General features: G+C 48.2%; 8 protein-coding genes, 21 tRNA genes and 5 rRNA genes (1 of these 34 running past the window's edge). 4 read left to right on the top strand and 30 right to left on the bottom strand.

All coding sequences use genetic code 11. The features are described from left to right. Positions 1-19: 19 nt before the first annotated feature. The 3 genes from MKY35_RS01860 to MKY35_RS01850 form a co-directional block, all read right to left on the bottom strand. Positions 20-844, bottom strand: coding sequence for a carbohydrate ABC transporter permease (locus MKY35_RS01860; RefSeq protein WP_342445416.1), 825 nt, complete (start codon positions 842-844; stop codon positions 20-22). A 14-nt stretch (positions 845-858) separates the two neighbouring features. After that, positions 859-1,749, bottom strand: a complete 891-nt coding sequence (locus MKY35_RS01855; RefSeq protein ID WP_340884120.1) for a sugar ABC transporter permease — start codon at positions 1,747-1,749, stop codon at positions 859-861. A 228-nt stretch (positions 1,750-1,977) separates the two neighbouring features. Beyond that, positions 1,978-3,309 (bottom strand): extracellular solute-binding protein, encoded by a 1,332-nt coding sequence (locus tag MKY35_RS01850; protein WP_342445415.1) that lies wholly within the window; start codon positions 3,307-3,309, stop codon positions 1,978-1,980. Positions 3,310-3,603: 294 nt separating this feature from the next. On the opposite strand from MKY35_RS01850, the gene MKY35_RS01845 reads away from it, so the two are divergent. Beyond that, positions 3,604-3,762, top strand: a complete 159-nt coding sequence (locus tag MKY35_RS01845) for a hypothetical protein (protein WP_165147892.1) — start codon at positions 3,604-3,606, stop codon at positions 3,760-3,762. Between the two features lie 180 nt (positions 3,763-3,942). Here the strand turns inward: MKY35_RS01845 and rrf (MKY35_RS01840) are convergent. The 4 genes from rrf (MKY35_RS01840) to MKY35_RS01825 form a co-directional block, all read right to left on the bottom strand. After that, positions 3,943-4,059, bottom strand: a 5S ribosomal RNA gene (gene rrf / locus MKY35_RS01840). A 152-nt stretch (positions 4,060-4,211) separates the two neighbouring features. Next, positions 4,212-7,140 (bottom strand): 23S ribosomal RNA (locus MKY35_RS01835). Between the two features lie 286 nt (positions 7,141-7,426). Beyond that, positions 7,427-8,982: ribosomal RNA gene (locus tag MKY35_RS01830) — 16S ribosomal RNA — on the bottom strand. Together the 16S, 23S and 5S rRNA genes form the textbook arrangement of a ribosomal RNA operon. A 585-nt stretch (positions 8,983-9,567) precedes the next feature. Further along, on the bottom strand, positions 9,568-10,308 hold the full coding sequence (locus tag MKY35_RS01825; protein WP_029516024.1) for a Crp/Fnr family transcriptional regulator: 741 nt from the start codon (positions 10,306-10,308) through the stop codon (positions 9,568-9,570). Positions 10,309-10,607: 299 nt separating this feature from the next. On the opposite strand from MKY35_RS01825, the gene MKY35_RS01820 reads away from it, so the two are divergent. The 3 genes from MKY35_RS01820 to MKY35_RS01810 all read left to right on the top strand — a co-directional run bounded on the left by MKY35_RS01820 (position 10,608) and on the right by MKY35_RS01810 (position 12,949). Next, on the top strand, positions 10,608-11,057 hold the full coding sequence (locus MKY35_RS01820) for a GAF domain-containing protein (protein WP_342445414.1): 450 nt from the start codon (positions 10,608-10,610) through the stop codon (positions 11,055-11,057). 142 nt (positions 11,058-11,199) lie between these two features. Then, positions 11,200-11,853 (top strand): response regulator transcription factor, encoded by a 654-nt coding sequence (locus MKY35_RS01815; protein ID WP_029516026.1) that lies wholly within the window; start codon positions 11,200-11,202, stop codon positions 11,851-11,853. Further along, entirely contained in the window at positions 11,846-12,949 is a 1,104-nt protein-coding gene (locus tag MKY35_RS01810; protein WP_029516027.1) for a PAS domain-containing protein, read from the top strand. Before MKY35_RS01815 ends, MKY35_RS01810 begins: the two co-directional genes overlap by 8 nt. Positions 12,950-13,151: 202 nt before the next feature. On the opposite strand, the gene MKY35_RS01805 is transcribed toward MKY35_RS01810, so the two are convergent. The 23 genes from MKY35_RS01805 to MKY35_RS01695 form a co-directional block, all read right to left on the bottom strand. Continuing rightward, positions 13,152-13,222 (bottom strand) — tRNA-Gly (locus MKY35_RS01805). A gap of 9 nt (positions 13,223-13,231) precedes the next feature. Next, positions 13,232-13,305 (bottom strand) — tRNA-Pro (locus MKY35_RS01800). 23 nt (positions 13,306-13,328) lie between these two features. Next, positions 13,329-13,405, bottom strand: a tRNA-Arg gene (locus MKY35_RS01795). Positions 13,406-13,431: 26 nt separating this feature from the next. Further along, a tRNA-Cys gene (locus MKY35_RS01790) sits at positions 13,432-13,502 on the bottom strand. Between the two features lie 10 nt (positions 13,503-13,512). Then, positions 13,513-13,587, bottom strand: a tRNA-Gly gene (locus tag MKY35_RS01785). 6 nt (positions 13,588-13,593) lie between these two features. Next, positions 13,594-13,681 (bottom strand) — tRNA-Leu (locus MKY35_RS01780). Between the two features lie 14 nt (positions 13,682-13,695). After that, positions 13,696-13,771: transfer RNA gene (locus MKY35_RS01775), tRNA-Lys, on the bottom strand. A 4-nt stretch (positions 13,772-13,775) separates the two neighbouring features. Further along, a tRNA-Gln gene (locus tag MKY35_RS01770) sits at positions 13,776-13,850 on the bottom strand. A 17-nt stretch (positions 13,851-13,867) separates the two neighbouring features. Continuing rightward, positions 13,868-13,940 (bottom strand) — tRNA-His (locus tag MKY35_RS01765). A gap of 19 nt (positions 13,941-13,959) precedes the next feature. After that, a tRNA-Tyr gene (locus MKY35_RS01760) sits at positions 13,960-14,045 on the bottom strand. A gap of 4 nt (positions 14,046-14,049) precedes the next feature. After that, positions 14,050-14,125 (bottom strand) — tRNA-Thr (locus MKY35_RS01755). Positions 14,126-14,151: 26 nt separating this feature from the next. Next, positions 14,152-14,224, bottom strand: a tRNA-Phe gene (locus MKY35_RS01750). A gap of 66 nt (positions 14,225-14,290) precedes the next feature. Further along, positions 14,291-14,367, bottom strand: a tRNA-Asp gene (locus tag MKY35_RS01745). A 25-nt stretch (positions 14,368-14,392) separates the two neighbouring features. Continuing rightward, positions 14,393-14,466, bottom strand: a tRNA-Met gene (locus tag MKY35_RS01740). A 30-nt stretch (positions 14,467-14,496) separates the two neighbouring features. Continuing rightward, positions 14,497-14,572 (bottom strand) — tRNA-Val (locus MKY35_RS01735). Between the two features lie 6 nt (positions 14,573-14,578). Beyond that, positions 14,579-14,650 (bottom strand) — tRNA-Glu (locus MKY35_RS01730). 32 nt (positions 14,651-14,682) lie between these two features. After that, a tRNA-Ser gene (locus MKY35_RS01725) sits at positions 14,683-14,774 on the bottom strand. Between the two features lie 3 nt (positions 14,775-14,777). Beyond that, positions 14,778-14,851, bottom strand: a tRNA-Met gene (locus MKY35_RS01720). Positions 14,852-14,886: 35 nt separating this feature from the next. After that, positions 14,887-14,962 (bottom strand) — tRNA-Asn (locus MKY35_RS01715). Between the two features lie 4 nt (positions 14,963-14,966). Beyond that, positions 14,967-15,042, bottom strand: a tRNA-Ala gene (locus MKY35_RS01710). Between the two features lie 22 nt (positions 15,043-15,064). After that, positions 15,065-15,141 (bottom strand) — tRNA-Ile (locus MKY35_RS01705). Between the two features lie 36 nt (positions 15,142-15,177). After that, a 5S ribosomal RNA gene (rrf, locus tag MKY35_RS01700) occupies positions 15,178-15,294 on the bottom strand. Positions 15,295-15,445: 151 nt separating this feature from the next. Further along, positions 15,446-17,401: ribosomal RNA gene (locus MKY35_RS01695) — 23S ribosomal RNA — on the bottom strand; it runs 970 nt beyond the window's last position.

Below are 17,401 nucleotides of genomic sequence, written 5' to 3'. Positions count from 1 at the left end.
CTCCTTTCGCATCGGCCGCCTATCCTTTAACCGCTCCCGCAACCATACCCTTGGTGATATTTTCGGACAGAACAAAATAAATAATAATGACCGGTAAGGCACCCATGACTAGAAAAGCACCAATATTACCGTAGTTCACAGAATACTGGCTGACGAACGTATATACGCCGAAAGGGAGAGTTTTGAGCTTCTCGGACGAGATAAAGGTGGCAGCCATAATGTATTCATTCCAGATATTAATGAAAGTTAAAATACATACCGTCATGGTAGGCGGAATCGAGATGGGTAAGATTACACTGCGGAAAATACGATAAATGCTCGCTCCGTCAATGTAAGCGGACTCTTCAATTTCGTGGGGAATGGACCGCATAAAGCCGGATAGGATGAAGACCGCAATCGGTGTCTGAAAAGCAATGTAGGGTAAAATCAGTGAGAAATACGTATTCAGAATATTGACATTTTTAAACATCACCATCAGCGGCAGCAGTGTAGCTTGCATCGGGATCATCATCCCGATCAGAAACATGGTCAGCACAACAGCCCCGAAGCGCCAACGAAAACGTGTAATCGCATAAGCAGTCATCGAGCTCAATAAAATGACGAAAATCATCGTAACCCCGGTTACCAGCACACTGTTTCCTAAATAACGCAAGTAGCTCCCTGATTCATAGGCTTCCTGATAGTTGTGCCACTGAGGCACTTGAGGGAGTGCAAAGAAGCTTGAGCTCAATATCTCTTCATTTGTCTTCAACGAATAGGTCAGCAGCCAAAAGAGTGGATACAGCTGCGTGACCATTAAGATTGCCAATAAGAAAAAGACTCCCGTTTTCTTCAAGACATTCAACAGTTCCATCTCCTTTAGCTTACCTTATTTTCGATTCGTTTGAAAACAAAATTTATCACAATTGTAAATGACAAGCAAATCACTACGAGAATTGAAGCCAATGCACTGCCATATCCGTATTTCATCGATAAAAAGGACATATTGTACATATACGTAGATACTGTATCCGTCGCATGGGCTGGTCCTCCCCCCGTCATCACCCAAATCAAATCAAACGATTGCAGGGAGCCGATAAATGCTAATACAATTGATATCTTGAAAATAGGTACAATGAGCGGCAGCGTAATATAGCGGTCTGCTTTGAATCCTTCAGCTCCATCAATTTTGGCTGCTTCGTACAGCTCATTCGGTATATTTTGTACCCCGGTAAACTGGATAAGCAAATGATAGCCAAAATACTGCCATAACGATACAAAATAGAGGGCGTACATCGCGATCTGCGGTTCCGTCAGCCACGAGCGTGTCCAGCTTTCCAGCCCAATCGCCAGCAAAATACCGTTCAGCATTCCACCCATCGAGGCTGGATTATAGATCGTCTTCCACAGCTGCCCGATAATGACCACCGACAGAATAACCGGCAGAAAATACATCGTTACCAGCGTATTGGCCTTACGCACATAGCGATTAAGCAAGATCGCCAGCAGCAGACAAAACGGAATTTCCAGCATGGAAAACACAGCGAACATCATAGTCCGTTTCACGGATGGCCAGAACACTGAATCTGATGTGAAAATCCGCTCAAAATTAGCCACCCCCACAAACTTTGCCTCGGCGATTCCGTTCCAATCCAGCAATCCGCAATATACCGACACCAAAATTGGAACAAATACCATACAGGTATACAACAACAGGCAGGGTAGCACGAAAACGGCAATGGTACGTGCTGGCACCTTCAGTACATTCATGCTCTAATCTCCTTTATGTTGATTCTGAACATCTTCTGAGGATGTACAACCTACATGATTTCCAATCAGGGAAGAAGCATTCCGCCCCCTCCCTAGTGCCTGCTACTTCGGGATTTTGCAAAATTCCATTCCAGTCACTCCAAAGTGCAATATCTAGATGAACTAGGCCATTTCGATCTATATACTGTTCATCGGAAGTCGCTTACTGGATTTTTGTAAAATCCTCACTTATTTATTCGCTTCAAAAGTGTTTTGATGTTCCTTGGCAACTTGTGCGGAGTCTTCTTTTTGTACGAACAGGTTTTGAATGCTACTCAGATGCGCCTGCGCAATAGCCGGATTCATCGTATTATCAAAAGCGAGATCGCCCCCTTTTACATTCTTGAACAGCTCATTAAGACTAATCGCTAACTCGGAGTAGCCCGCTTCCTTCAGATCACCTTTCATTTTCTGACCGCTGCCAATCGCATTTTTCAGATCAAACTGAATTTTGGGCATCTCCTTAATAAAATAATGCAGAAAATCCTTCGTCTCCTGTAAATGTTCACTGTTCGCAGATACCGCAAATGCGCTGCCCGGCGCAATTACATACTCATTCACATCACCCTTGCCATTCACCGTAGGGAATTGAAACGCTCCTACCTTACCCGCTACCGAAGAAGCATCAATTGACCCCGTTTCCCATGTACCCATGATATACATCGCGGCTTTTCCTGTTTTAAAAATATTACCACCTGCATTGTAGTCAATAGACGTAGCTCCATCCGGGAAAGCTCCTGCCTGCACCAATTCCTGAAATGCATCCACCGCTTCCACAAAAGCCGGGTCGTTAAACGTCTTCTTACCGTCCAATACATCATTGAGAAAATTCGGTCCTTCATTCGTACGCAACAAAATGTTCATAAAAAGGAGGGACCCCGTCCATGAATCCTTTTCCCCAATGGCAATCGGAGTAATTCCCTTCGCCTTCAGCGTTTTGACCGTCGTAATCAGCTCGTCAAAGGTGGTCGGCAACTTCTGGATTCCCGCCTGCTTGAACAGTTCCTTATTGTAAAACACCACTTCTATATTGTTGCCGTCCGGAAAAGCGTAGAGCTTATCATCGAAGCTATAGTAATTAAGAAGTCCATTCTGGAACGTATCTTTTAACCCCTCTTTATCAGCCACATCGTTTAATGGAGCTAGCAGCCCGGCATCTACGAATGGCTTCATCTGTGCAGCAGGGTTTACAATCGTGATATCAGGCACTTCCTTCGCCGCTGCCTGTGTTTTCAGCTTAAGCTTTTGTTGATCTGTATTTAGCGAATCCAATTCAATTTTGACATAAGGATGATCCTGCTCGTATTGACCTACAATTTGCTTAATCATTTTGTACGAAGGGGTGCTCGGATCAGGATTGATGTTCTGAAAGGTAATCGTAACATCTTTCGTTGCGGTGCCTTTGCTCGGTTCTCCTGAATTTCCCGGACTTGCGCTTTGTCCGTTATTACAAGCTGCCAGCGTCAATGCCAAGGCGCTCGCCATCATAATAGCAAACGCTTTCATTTTTGTTCTGCTCATGGTCTTTTTCCTCCTCTTGTTGAAGCATTGCGCAATTTGCCCTCCTTATTGGTGGACACTCAATGCCCGCTTGTTCTTTTCATTATGTTCCATAGAAAAGACGTGAACAATGCGTGAACTTAAGGAGAAGGGTTTGTTTTTTCAAGCCCTCATTTGCGTGCTTCAAAATTCATTCATATCATAACTTGCAATTTATCTAGAACACAGGCATAATATGAATAAGATCATATTATGATAATGATTATCATTATTAAACGATAAATACACATAGACTTTAAAGGAGGCAGGACCGCAGTGAAAGAAACTTTCAGTAAAACCTCCCTGCATATTGATGATTATTTGGACCTTCTCAATCTTGCCGTACAAGTCGGAGATACCAAGTGGCAAAAAGAAATTACCCGTAAACTTCAAGCCTTGAGTGTCCTTCAGACAGAACAGGTTGAAATAGATTAACTGCCCCAGTTAATACTGTCCTCAGTTAAAAATGCTGACTAAGCAACACTATATAAAGGACAACCAAGATACCATAAAACTTTTGACCGAATCCATAATGGTGATCTTTCAGGTGAATGATAAATAAATCGGTTATAGGAAAAAGAGCACAGCCCGTTAAGGCTGTGCTCTTTTTATCGTGCTTGGCGACGTCCTACTCTCCCAGGACCCTGCGGTCCAAGTACCATCGGCGCTGGAGGGCTTAACGGTCGTGTTCGGGATGGGTACGTGTGGAACCCCTCCGCTATCGCCACCAAACATGAATTTACATCGTAAATTCTTCCGTATTGAAACTCGGTTCATCACAGCTGTGTGAATGAATTTCAATGCGTATTTCGTATGTATTTCTACATACTTCCAAGGTGTTACACCCTGAAAACTGGATCCGAAACTCATTTGCGTTTTATTTTTAGGATAAGCCCTCGACCGATTAGTATTGGTCAGCTCCATGCATTACTGCACTTCCACCCCCAACCTATCTACCTCGTCGTCTTCAAGGGGTCTTACATACTGGGAAATCTCATCTTGAGGGGGGCTTCACGCTTAGATGCTTTCAGCGCTTATCCCTTCCGTACATAGCTACCCAGCGGTGCTCCTGGCGGAACAACTGGTACACCAGCGGTACGTCCATCCCGGTCCTCTCGTACTAAGGACAGCTCCTCTCAAATTTCCTACGCCCACGACAGATAGGGACCGAACTGTCTCACGACGTTCTGAACCCAGCTCGCGTACCGCTTTAATGGGCGAACAGCCCAACCCTTGGGACCTACTTCAGCCCCAGGATGCGATGAGCCGACATCGAGGTGCCAAACCTCCCCGTCGATGTGGACTCTTGGGGGAGATAAGCCTGTTATCCCCAGGGTAGCTTTTATCCGTTGAGCGATGGCCCTTCCATGCGGTACCACCGGATCACTAAGCCCGACTTTCGTCCCTGCTCGACTTGTAGGTCTCGCAGTCAAGCTCCCTTCTGCCTTTGCACTCTTCGAATGATTTCCAACCATTCTGAGGGAACCTTGGGGCGCCTCCGTTACTCTTTAGGAGGCGACCGCCCCAGTCAAACTGCCCACCTGACACTGTCCTCGCACCGGATTACGGTACCAAGTTAGAACCTAGATACGATCAGGGTGGTATCCCAAGGATGCCTCCCTTCAAGCTGGCGCTCAAAGTTCTACGGCTCCCACCTATCCTGTACAGATCGTACCCAAATTCAATATCAAGCTGCAGTAAAGCTCCATGGGGTCTTTCCGTCTTGTCGCGGGTAACCTGCATCTTCACAGGTATTAAAATTTCACCGGATCTCTCGTTGAGACAGCGCCCAAGTCGTTACGCCATTCGTGCGGGTCAGAATTTACCTGACAAGGAATTTCGCTACCTTAGGACCGTTATAGTTACGGCCGCCGTTTACTGGGGCTTCGGTTCATAGCTTCGCCCCGAAGGGCTTACCACTCCCCTTAACCTTCCAGCACCGGGCAGGCGTCAGCCCGTATACTTCGCCTTGCGGCTTCGCACAGACCTGTGTTTTTGCTAAACAGTCGCTTGGGCCTTTTCACTGCGGCCCCCTCGGGCTATTCACCCTACCGAGGCACCCCTTCTCCCGAAGTTACGGGGTCATTTTGCCGAGTTCCTTAACGAGAGTTCTTCCGCGCGCCTTAGAATTCTCTTCTCGCCTACCTGTGTCGGTTTGCGGTACGGGCACCTTCTCCTGGCTAGAGGCTTTTCTTGGCAGTCTGAGATCATGACCTTCGCTACTACAATTTTCGCTCCCCATCACAGCCCAGCCTTAATGATGTGCGGATTTGCCTACACATCAGCCTCACTGCTTAGACGGACATCCATCAGTCCGCGTCACTACCCTACTGCGTCACCCCATCGCTCATAGCGGATTACGGTGGTACAGGAATTTCGACCTGTTGTCCTTCGACTACGCCTATCGGCCTCGCCTTAGGTCCCGACTTACCCTGAGCGGACGAACCTTCCTCAGGAACCCTTAGGCTTTCGGCGGATCTGATTCTCACAGATCTTTTCGTTACTCATACCGGCATTCTCACTTGAATGCAGTCCAGCGCTCCTTACGGTACACCTTCAACCCGCATTCAACGCTCCCCTACCCCTGATGCATTGCATCAAGCCATAGCTTCGGTGGTGTGTTTAGCCCCGTTACATTTTCGGCGCAGAGTCACTCGACCAGTGAGCTATTACGCACTCTTTCAATGGTGGCTGCTTCTAAGCCAACATCCTGGTTGTCTGTGCAACTCCACATCCTTTCCCACTTAACACACACTTGGGGACCTTAGCTGATGGTCTGGGCTGTTTCCCTTTCGACAATGGATCTTAGCACTCACTGTCTGACTCCCGGAACTAAATCTATGGCATTCGGAGTTTGACTGAGCTTGGTAACCCTTGCGGGCCCCGCACCCAATCAGTGCTCTACCTCCACGATTCTTCTTTCCGAGGCTAGCCCTAAAGCTATTTCGGGGAGAACCAGCTATCTCCGGGTTCGATTGGAATTTCTCCGCTACCCCCACCTCATCCCCGCATTTTTCAACATGCGTGGGTTCGGGCCTCCAGTGCGTGTTACCGCACCTTCACCCTGGACAGGGGTAGATCACCCGGTTTCGGGTCTACGTCCACGTACTCATTCGCCCTATTCAGACTCGCTTTCGCTGCGGCTTCAGCTCTTCACCTTAACCTTGCACGGGAACGTAACTCGCCGGTTCATTCTACAAAAGGCACGCCATCACCCATAGATCGGGCTCTGACTTCTTGTAAGCACACGGTTTCAGGATCTATTTCACTCCCCTTCCGGGGTGCTTTTCACCTTTCCCTCACGGTACTGCTTCACTATCGGTCGCCAGGGAGTATTTAGCCTTGGCAGATGGTCCTGCCGGATTCATACGGGGTTTCACGTGCCCCGCACTACTCGGGATCCGTCTCGGAGGGAACCAGTTTTGAACTACAGGGCCTTTACCTTCTCTGGCGGGCCTTTCCAGACCTCTTCATCTAACCGGTTCCTTTGTAACTCCATGTGAGACGTCCCACAACCCCAAGGAGCAAGCTCCTTGGTTTGGGCTAATCCGCGTTCGCTCGCCGCTACTGACGGAATCACTATTGTTTTCTCTTCCTCAGGGTACTTAGATGTTTCAGTTCCCCTGGTCTGCCTCTATTCTGCCTATGTATTCAGCAGAAAGTGACTGTCGATGAAGACAGCCGGGTTTCCCCATTCGGACATCCCCGGATCAAAGCTTGCTTACAGCTCCCCGAGGCTTTATCGTTGTTCGCCACGTCCTTCGTCGGCTCCTGGCGCCTAGGCATCCTCCGTGTGCTCTTTGTAGCTTAACCTAGTATTTACATCGTAAATACGATTTGCTTTGAATTTCGGTTCAACACTTACGTGTGAATGAAATTCAAGGCAGCTACCTTTATTTCACTTGTTTACACAAGATCAGCTTAAAGGAATATTCTAAAACGCAATTTCGTTTCGGTATCCAGTTTTCAAGGTGCAAAGCTGTAAACAACCAGCTTTTTTTGAGAGTTTGAGCTCTCAAAACTGAGCAACGAGTGAGTAGTTTTTGAAGCTAATGCTTCATATTTGAATGTTTCCGTTGCAGGAAACGATTCTCCATAGAAAGGAGGTGATCCAGCCGCACCTTCCGATACGGCTACCTTGTTACGACTTCACCCCAATCATCTACCCCACCTTCGGCGGCTGGCTCCCTTGCGGGTTACCCCACCGACTTCGGGTGTTGTAAACTCTCGTGGTGTGACGGGCGGTGTGTACAAGACCCGGGAACGTATTCACCGCGGCATGCTGATCCGCGATTACTAGCAATTCCGACTTCATGTAGGCGAGTTGCAGCCTACAATCCGAACTGAGACCGGCTTTTCTAGGATTGGCTCCACCTCGCGATTTCGCTTCCCGTTGTACCGGCCATTGTAGTACGTGTGTAGCCCAGGTCATAAGGGGCATGATGATTTGACGTCATCCCCACCTTCCTCCGGTTTGTCACCGGCAGTCTGCTTAGAGTGCCCAGCTTGACCTGCTGGCAACTAAGCATAAGGGTTGCGCTCGTTGCGGGACTTAACCCAACATCTCACGACACGAGCTGACGACAACCATGCACCACCTGTCTCCTCTGTCCCGAAGGAAAGGTCTATCTCTAGACCGGTCAGAGGGATGTCAAGACCTGGTAAGGTTCTTCGCGTTGCTTCGAATTAAACCACATACTCCACTGCTTGTGCGGGTCCCCGTCAATTCCTTTGAGTTTCAGTCTTGCGACCGTACTCCCCAGGCGGAATGCTTAATGTGTTAACTTCGGCACCAAGGGTATCGAAACCCCTAACACCTAGCATTCATCGTTTACGGCGTGGACTACCAGGGTATCTAATCCTGTTTGCTCCCCACGCTTTCGCGCCTCAGCGTCAGTTACAGCCCAGAGAGTCGCCTTCGCCACTGGTGTTCCTCCACATCTCTACGCATTTCACCGCTACACGTGGAATTCCACTCTCCTCTTCTGCACTCAAGCTCCCCAGTTTCCAGTGCGACCCGAAGTTGAGCCTCGGGATTAAACACCAGACTTAAAGAGCCGCCTGCGCGCGCTTTACGCCCAATAATTCCGGACAACGCTTGCCCCCTACGTATTACCGCGGCTGCTGGCACGTAGTTAGCCGGGGCTTTCTTCTCAGGTACCGTCACTCTTGTAGCAGTTACTCTACAAGACGTTCTTCCCTGGCAACAGAGCTTTACGATCCGAAAACCTTCATCACTCACGCGGCGTTGCTCCGTCAGGCTTTCGCCCATTGCGGAAGATTCCCTACTGCTGCCTCCCGTAGGAGTCTGGGCCGTGTCTCAGTCCCAGTGTGGCCGATCACCCTCTCAGGTCGGCTACGCATCGTCGCCTTGGTAGGCCTTTACCCCACCAACTAGCTAATGCGCCGCAGGCCCATCCACAAGTGACAGATTGCTCCGTCTTTCCTCCTTCGCCCATGCAGGAAAAGGATGTATCGGGTATTAGCTACCGTTTCCGGTAGTTATCCCTGTCTTGTGGGCAGGTTGCCTACGTGTTACTCACCCGTCCGCCGCTAGGTTATTTAGAAGCAAGCTTCTAAATAACCCCGCTCGACTTGCATGTATTAGGCACGCCGCCAGCGTTCGTCCTGAGCCAGGATCAAACTCTCCATTAAAGACCAACCGAAGCTGGTTTATAGAAAGAGCGATAAGCTCATTTTGAAACTGACGAGATAAAATATCTCTTGTTTGATTTTGCGAACAAAATCGTTTTACTCACTCGTTGTTCAGTTTTCAAAGATCAAACATTTCTCTTTCGCTGCGTTTTTCAGCAGCTATAAAATCATATCATGTTCGTTTCAAAAATGCAAGGGCTTTTTTTTTCTTTTTTTAAAGATCATTTCACCCAAGCTTTTCGCTTTTGAAACTGCTGTTTTGTTGTCAGCTCAAATAATATATCATTTTCAGCCAGAGAAAGCAACTTGTAAAAATACCCTTTTTTTTTAAAAAAAACTTGGGCTCCCTTCCTCCTTTTATTCAACCATTATTAGAATTAGCTCCACTGTTACTTCAAAACGGTTGGTTCATAAAATGTCATGCATTCAGTTCCATTTAATATATATACTTTATTGCTAATTAGCCGCTATACGACGTTAATTAGTTATTTGGTAATCTATGTTGTTCGTACCCCATGCGCTAGATTGCTATAAGACCTGCGGCAAGGCGAAGTCTCTTGGACCCCGCCTAATGGTATTCATATATTAGAGGCGACAAATTTCATGGGCACATTGGCCGTACGAAGGACAGCAGCACATGCCACGTAATACCTTGAGATCGTGAATGACAATCTTTCCATCCCTTGTATCTAGGGTTCCCTGTTCTTTCAGCGCGCTCAGCATCCGGTTCACGCTCTCGCGCGTCGCTCCAATCATCTCACCTAATTCGGAGTGACTTAGCTTCATATTTAATAAAATGCCATCCTTCACAGCCACGCCACATGTATTGCTAGCACGGATCAATGTAGACGCTAATGCTCCAGTTTTACCATACAACAGTAAGTCCCGAAAACGCGATTGCATAATGCGTTGCTTCATCGCCATCCACTGGATGAACTGAAGTGCCATTTCCCCATTTTTGGACAAGAGCGACTCCAGATCCTTAACAAGCACGACGCCTAACTCACACACATCGGCTGTTTCCGCAGTGCAACTATACTCTTCTCCATCTATCCCGCTAAATTCCCCAATTAAGTCGCCTTGATGCTGAATGGTCAGAATCAGTTCTTTACCATCTTCTGTCGATTTACGAAGTTTGACATGACCTGAATGTATATAATAAAGCTGCTCTGCATCATCGCCCTCTCGGAAAAGCATAACGCCTGCCTTTACCTTCTTCCAGGACATAATATCTTTTAGCAGATCAAAATGCTCATCTGTCAAATAAATCTGAATTCCCGTGCGTTCCGCTTCGTCCCCAAACCGTTCCATACAAGTGGCTTGCATGTTAGCGTCCTCCTCGTGTTTACCTGATATCTATATCATAATGTTTTAACGCCTGGGTTGTTATCGGGAGAACACCTGATTTTATACCTTCCTACTCCCTGATTTGCTGTGATAAATATCACTTCCGAAGTAAGCTAACGCCCCATTTATCGACCATTTCCCTACTCCTTATCCGACCAGATGAAAAGTCAGTGTTTCCTGCGCCTATAGATCAGGGGGTTCCCCGATCTACTTTTGCAACTGTCGAAACTACAATGAACTAGAGATATAGTTTGGTTATGAAAAAGGATGTGTCTTCTATGCTACAAATAACGGATGAAATGCGAAAAGAACTGAACCAGTTGAGAGATACTATTTATAGTGATCTCACTGCCCTTGCATTTATGTCCAAGTCAGGTGGTAGGTTGCATTGGTATTACGCCTCTGGTAGCCGAAGCAATCGCTATCGACTTATTTCTTTTAAGATTGGCCATGGTATTGCCGGTATGGCTGTTCGCTTGGGGCGTACCGTAACTGTAAGTGCTTTGCTATCAGGTAGTATACGTCTGCGTCAGGAATGTGCACTAATGCTGGCCGAGCAGCTTCACTCTGCTGTTGCCATTCCCTTTTCCAGCACAGGAGATCTGCCCAACGGTGTGCTGCTTCTTGGTAATCGTGATGTGAGGATGTTCACAGAGTCTGATATAGCCGAGGCTACTCAAGTAGCTCAACGCCTTAGCCAACTATGTGCTTACCCTCTCACTCCATAGCTCAACAATGTTTCTATAGATAATGATCCTCATCAGATACTTGATATAGCTGTCCCTAACTATCTTTGTTGATTGAAATCCCTAAAATTTGCTATGATTATGACAAAACGTACGGTTTTTTACCGTTCGAGGGGATGACAAATTGATTCGTATACTAGTAGTGGATGATCACGTTGTCGTACGTTCTGGCCTCATGGCCCTATTGGACGGCAAAAACGGTATTAAGGTAGTAGGAGATGCAGCAGACGGGGATGAGGCAATCCGCAAGGCAGTGGAGCTACAACCTCATGTTGTGCTCATGGATTTTAGCATGCCACCTGGAAAAGATGGTCTCACAGCAACCACTGAATTAAAAAAACAGCTGCCCGATACAGAAGTCCTTATTTTAACGATGCATGACGATGAAGAATATCTGTTCCGAGCCATTCAAGCTGGAGCATCCGGATATATTTTAAAAAGCGCACCTCACGAGGAGTTACTCGCTGCCATCCAGTCTGTGGCCGAAGGTAGTGCCTATTTGTACCCGAATGCAACCAAACGACTGATGAGTGAATATCTAGACAAAATCAAACAGGAAGGCATAGCCGGACCCTATGAATCCTTGTCTGAGCGGGAAAAAGAGATTCTATCCTGGGTAGCCAAAGGATATGCCAACAAGGAAATTGCCGAGCACCTGGTGATTAGTGTCAAAACCGTAGAGTCCCATAAAAGCAATCTTATGGAGAAGCTTAACTTGAAAACACGACCTGAGCTAGTCAAATTCGCACTAAAAAAGGGGCTGCTCCATTATGAATGAACCTTCTAACCCTTTACTGCAGCATGCCTTTGGTGAATCAACCGATAAACTGCTGAATGATCTGGAAATTTATATACCAGAATCCCCTTTTCTTCATGCGCTGCGTAACTCACTCCACCAATTATCCAACCTGAAATTTGCTCTAGATACGTCTTCCATCGTTGCTTTGACCGATCATCGAGGTATTATTCAGTACGTAAACGACAAGTTCTGTGAGATTTCGCAATACAGTCGTGAAGAGCTGATCGGTCAGGATCATCGTCTCATTAATTCAGGCTATCATACCCCCGCCTTCATGAAAAACCTGTGGACTACGATCCGTTCAGGTGAGGTATGGCAAGGAGAAATACGTAATCGTGCTAAAGATAACAGCTACTACTGGGTGAATACTACGATCGTTCCGTTTATGGACGAGGAAGGTAAACCCTATCAGTACTTAGCGATCCGCAATGAGGTCACTAAACTGAAAAGAGTAGAAGCTGAACTTCAGTCTATGATGACACAAGTCATGCAAATACAGGAAGAAGAACGTAAACGCTTTTCAAGAGAGCTGCATGATGGGATAGGGCAAAGCTTGTTTTCACTTATTATCCAATTGGATAGCCAACTTGCCGAACAACCTAGTGCTACTCTGGAGAATCTTCGTTCGCAGGTGACCGACATCATCAAAGATGTTCGTGGTCTAGCGTGGGAACTTCGTCCCTCAGTTCTGGATGATCTGGGTGTCGTCCCAGCCATAAGAACCTATATTGAAAACTTCTGTTCTCATTACGGGATTGAGGTGCATTTTCAATGCAATCTACGTAAACGGGTTGATATTCGCAAGGAAATTGCAATTTATCGGATTGTACAAGAGGCATTAACGAATGTAGCCAAATACGCAGATGTGGCAGAGGCATATGTCGACGTTGAGGATCAAAATGAAATGATACAAGTGACCATTCGGGATAAAGGCATTGGATTCTCTGGAAAGTCCCAAGGAGAGGGAGTTGGATTGTTCAGTATGGAAGAACGAGCTAGAGGGGTAGGGGGATTTATGAGCATAACCTCTGCTCCAGACGAGGGAACCTCCATCCAGCTGACCATTCCCGTGTAAAAACTGTCCACTAGATCGGATATCGGTGTATACCAGTTGCATGATCAGAACGATATACACCGATACCGAAGATTATGGATAATCAACACATTGTGGATTACATGAGGATAAATACAAAAAAAGAGAGAGCTCTGTCCCCAGACAGGCTCTCTTTATTTATAAGGTGTCACCACTGAGGCAACAAGAATCCGCTATAGCAAAAAGCGGGTGATGGGAATCGAACCCACGCTACCAGCTTGGAAGGCTGGAGTTCTACCATTGAACTACACCCGCAAAACAGTATCGGGATGACACGATTTGAACATGCGACCCCCTGGTCCCAAACCAGGTGCTCTACCAAGCTGAGCTACATCCCGACATTATACATTTTTTTAAGAAATGGCGCGCCCTGAGAGATTCGAACTCCCGGCCTTTTGATTCGTAGTCAAACGCTCTATCCAGCTGAGCTAAGGGCGCATATTAAATTCCATAATGAGTAGTCAAGGCGCCACCCAGATTTGAACTGGGGATGAAGCTTTTGCAGAGCTTTGCCTTACCACTTGGCTATGGCGCCGTATGGATAATGGAGCGGACGACGGGAATCGAACCCGCGACCCTCGCCTTGGCAAGGCGATGCTCTACCGCTGAGCCACGTCCGCAAAATATGGTGCGGTCGAGAGGACTCGAACCTCCACGGGGGGTTAGCCCACACGGACCTGAACCGTGCGCGTCTGCCAATTCCGCCACGACCGCAAAATAATTATAAATGGTGAGCCATGAAGGACTCGAACCTTCGACACCCTGATTAAAAGTCAGGTGCTCTACCAACTGAGCTAATGGCTCTTAATGGCTGGGGATATAGGATTTGAACCTATGCATGACGGAGTCAAAGTCCGTTGCCTTACCGCTTGGCTAATCCCCAATAGATTAAGAATAAAGGGCGGCCGATGGGGCTTGAACCCACGAATGCCGGAGTCACAGTCCGGTGCGTTAACCACTTCGCCACGACCGCCATATGATTATGAAAAGACTGGTGGAGGATGATGGATTCGAACCACCGAACCCGTAAGGGAGCAGATTTACAGTCTGATGCGTTTGGCCACTTCGCTAATCCTCCAAAATGGTGCCGGCGAGAGGACTTGAACCCCCAACCTACTGATTACAAGTCAGTTGCTCTACCAGTTGAGCTACACCGGCACATTACTCATTTCCCACTTGAAAGGTGGCTCGGGACGGAATCGAACCGCCGACACGAGGATTTTCAGTCCTCTGCTCTACCGACTGAGCTACCGAGCCATATTAAATTTTATTACTACATCATATAATCCGCACTATATATGCCAATTATATATGAAGCTAAAATGGCGGAACTGACGGGATTCGAACCCGCGATCTCCTGCGTGACAGGCAGGCATGTTAGGCCTCTACACCACAGTTCCAGAGGCATTTCCAATAGGAAATTAATTGCGGGGGCAGGATTTGAACCTACGACCTTCGGGTTATGAGCCCGACGAGCTACCGAACTGCTCCACCCCGCGACATTAAAAAGCATTTTTCAAATTTTCTTATGGTGGAGGCTGAGGGGATCGAACCCCCGACCCTCTGCTTGTAAGGCAGATGCTCTCCCAGCTGAGCTAAGCCTCCATATTATGACCCGTAGGGGATTCGAACCCCTGTTACCTCCGTGAAAGGGAGGTGTCTTAACCCCTTGACCAACGGGCCTTGCAAAATAAGTTCCGGTCTCAATAAATTTATGGCGGAGAGAGAGGGATTCGAACCCTCGCACCACTTTCGCAGTCTAACCCCTTAGCAGAGGGTCCCCTTATAGCCACTTGGGTATCTCTCCGAGTAGCGGCAGAGGGGATCGAACCCCCGACCTCACGGGTATGAACCGTACGCTCTAGCCAGCTGAGCTACGCCGCCACCTTAATATATAAAAGTCAGAAATATTCAAAATATGGCTCCCCGAACAGGACTCGAACCTGTGACAACTCGATTAACAGTCGAGTGCTCTACCAACTGAGCTATCAGGGAATATTGGTGGAGCCAAGCGGGATCGAACCGCTGACCTCCTGCGTGCAAGGCAGGCGCTCTCCCAGCTGAGCTATGGCCCCAATCTTTTTGTTATTCTAGAAGTGGTGGGCCTTAGTGGACTCGAACCACCGACCTCACCCTTATCAGGGGTGCGCTCTAACCAGCTGAGCTAAAGGCCCTAACATGTAAAAATTTATCATCCTCTAAAGGATATCGCTTGGCGACGTCCTACTCTCCCAGGACCCTGCGGTCCAAGTACCATCGGCGCTGGAGGGCTTAACGGTCGTGTTCGGGATGGGTACGTGTGGAACCCCTCCGCTATCGCCACCAAACATGAATTTACATCGTAAATTCTTTCGTATGGTATTCGCTTCATCACTTATCGTGTGAATGAATAGCCATGCGCTTGTTGTATGTCACTTGTACATACCTTCAAGGTTACACCTTGAAAACTGGATCCGAAACTCATTTGCGTTTTATTCTTAGGATAAGCCCTCGACCGATTAGTATTGGTCAGCTCCATGCATTACTGCACTTCCACCCCCAACCTATCTACCTCGTCGTCTTCAAGGGGTCTTACTAATTGGGAAATCTCATCTTGAGGGGGGCTTCACGCTTAGATGCTTTCAGCGCTTATCCCTTCCGTACATAGCTACCCAGCGGTGCTCCTGGCGGAACAACTGGTACACCAGCGGTACGTCCATCCCGGTCCTCTCGTACTAAGGACAGCTCCTCTCAAATTTCCTACGCCCACGACAGATAGGGACCGAACTGTCTCACGACGTTCTGAACCCAGCTCGCGTACCGCTTTAATGGGCGAACAGCCCAACCCTTGGGACCTACTTCAGCCCCAGGATGCGATGAGCCGACATCGAGGTGCCAAACCTCCCCGTCGATGTGGACTCTTGGGGGAGATAAGCCTGTTATCCCCAGGGTAGCTTTTATCCGTTGAGCGATGGCCCTTCCATGCGGTACCACCGGATCACTAAGCCCGACTTTCGTCCCTGCTCGACTTGTAGGTCTCGCAGTCAAGCTCCCTTCTGCCTTTGCACTCTTCGAATGATTTCCAACCATTCTGAGGGAACCTTGGGGCGCCTCCGTTACTCTTTAGGAGGCGACCGCCCCAGTCAAACTGCCCACCTGACACTGTCCTCGCACCGGATTACGGTACCAAGTTAGAACCTAGATACGATCAGGGTGGTATCCCAAGGATGCCTCCCTTCAAGCTGGCGCTCAAAGTTCTACGGCTCCCACCTATCCTGTACAGATCGTACCCAAATTCAATATCAAGCTGCAGTAAAGCTCCATGGGGTCTTTCCGTCTTGTCGCGGGTAACCTGCATCTTCACAGGTATTAAAATTTCACCGGATCTCTCGTTGAGACAGCGCCCAAGTCGTTACGCCATTCGTGCGGGTCAGAATTTACCTGACAAGGAATTTCGCTACCTTAGGACCGTTATAGTTACGGCCGCCGTTTACTGGGGCTTCGGTTCATAGCTTCGCCCGAAGGCTTACCACTCCCCTTAACCTTCCAGCACCGGGCAGGCGTCAGCCCGTATACTTCGCCTTGCGGCTTCGCACAGACCTGTGTTTTTGCTAAACAGTCGCTTGGGCCTTTTCACTGCGGCCCCCTCGGGCTATTCACCCTACCGAGGCACCCCTTCTCCCGAAGTTACGGGGTCATTTTGCCGAGTTCCTTAACGAGAGTTCTTCCGCGCGCCTTAGAATTCTCTTCTCGCCTACCTGTGTCGGTTTGCGGTACGGGCACCTTCTCCTGGCTAGAGGCTTTTCTTGGCAGTCTGAGATCATGACCTTCGCTACTACAATTTTCGCTCCCCATCACAGCCCAGCCTTAACGATGTGCGGATTTGCCTACACACCAGCCTCACTGCTTAGACGGACATCCATCAGTCCGCGTCACTACCCTACTGCGTCACCCCATCGCTCATAACGGATTACGGTGGTACAGGAATTTCGACCTGTTGTCCTTCGACTACGCCTATCGGCCTCGCCTTAGGTCCCGACTTACCCTGAGCGGACGAACCTTCCTCAGGAACCCTTAGGCTTTCGGCGGATCTGATTCTCACAGATCTTTTCGTTACTCATACCGGCATTCTCACTTGAATGCAGTCCAGCGCTCCTTACGGTACACCTTCAACCCGCATTCAACGCTCCCCTACCCCTGATGCAAGCATCAAGCCATAGCTTCGGTGGTGTGTTTAGCCCCGTTACATTTTCGGCGCAGAGTCACTCGACCAGTGAGCTATTACGCACTCTTTCAATGGTGGCTGCTTCTAAGCCAACATCCTGGTTGTCTGTGCAACTCCACATCCTTTCCCACTTAACACACACTTGGGGACCTTAGCTGATGGTCTGGGCTGTTTCCCTTTCGACAATGGATCTTAGCACTCACTGTCTGACTCCCGGAACTAAATCTATG

The organism is Paenibacillus sp. FSL L8-0638, assembly GCF_038593075.1.
Taxonomy (GTDB): Bacteria; Bacillota; Bacilli; order Paenibacillales; family Paenibacillaceae; genus Paenibacillus; species Paenibacillus polymyxa_D.
Note: the sequence above shows the minus strand (reverse complement) of the source record. Positions and strands in the feature narration are given on the sequence as shown.

Coding starts and splice junctions, on each gene's coding strand:
- MKY35_RS01850 (WP_342445415.1), bottom strand. CDS start 3,309: ATGAGCAGAACAAAAATGAAAGCGTTTGCTATTATGATGGCGAGCGCC.
- MKY35_RS01820 (WP_342445414.1), top strand. CDS start 10,608: ATGCTACAAATAACGGATGAAATGCGAAAAGAACTGAACCAGTTGAGA.
- MKY35_RS01855 (WP_340884120.1), bottom strand. CDS start 1,749: ATGAATGTACTGAAGGTGCCAGCACGTACCATTGCCGTTTTCGTGCTA.
- MKY35_RS01825 (WP_029516024.1), bottom strand. CDS start 10,308: ATGCAAGCCACTTGTATGGAACGGTTTGGGGACGAAGCGGAACGCACG.
- MKY35_RS01810 (WP_029516027.1), top strand. CDS start 11,846: ATGAATGAACCTTCTAACCCTTTACTGCAGCATGCCTTTGGTGAATCA.